Annotated in this window: 1 tRNA gene and 1 rRNA gene; both read left to right on the top strand. The window is 45.5% G+C overall.

What is annotated here, in order from left to right:
- A 16S ribosomal RNA gene (locus FE783_RS37325) occupies nucleotides 1-112 on the top strand; the annotation flags it as partial.
- Nucleotides 113-220: 108 nt separating this feature from the next.
- Nucleotides 221-296: transfer RNA gene (locus tag FE783_RS37320), tRNA-Ala, on the top strand.
- Nucleotides 297-607: the final 311 nt, after the last annotated feature.

Below are 607 nucleotides of genomic sequence, written 5' to 3'. Positions count from 1 at the left end.
CGAAGTCGGTGAGGTAACCGCAAGGAGCCAGCCGCCGAAGGTGGGGTAGATGATTGGGGTGAAGTCGTAACAAGGTAGCCGTATCGGAAGGTGCGGCTGGATCACCTCCTTTCTATGGAGTACCTCGCGTTCTGCAGGAACGCGGTACAACGAGGGTTAAACCTCAAACCGGTCCGATTTCATTTGTTCAGTTTTGATGGAATTTTATTTCCATCCCTTTGGGGCCATAGCTCAGCTGGGAGAGCGCCTGCCTTGCAAGCAGGAGGTCAGGAGTTCGATCCTCCTTGGCTCCACCAAAAGAAATCTTCCACAAAAAACCTACAAATTTCGACTTGAAATGATACGGGCGGATGTGGTAAGATAGCAAATGTCGCTTTTGAGGCGTGAGCTTAAAAAGCAACTGAAACTTAGATGACAAATTTCTCAATAACGAAATTTGCATCATTGTTGACAATGATCGCTAAATCGATCATTGCATCATTGTTCCTTGAAAACTGGATAGCGAAACGAATCGAGCAAGAACATCTGTAAAGGTGATCTTAGAAGCGAATCGATGAGTTTGAATCCTTCTTGCGAAGGTTTCAAACAAAGTGGATAAGCTAATAAG

Source organism: Paenibacillus mesophilus (assembly GCF_005938385.1).
In the GTDB taxonomy this organism is placed as follows: domain Bacteria; phylum Bacillota; class Bacilli; order Paenibacillales; family NBRC-103111; genus Paenibacillus_AB; species Paenibacillus_AB mesophilus.
Note: the sequence above shows the minus strand (reverse complement) of the source record. Positions and strands in the feature narration are given on the sequence as shown.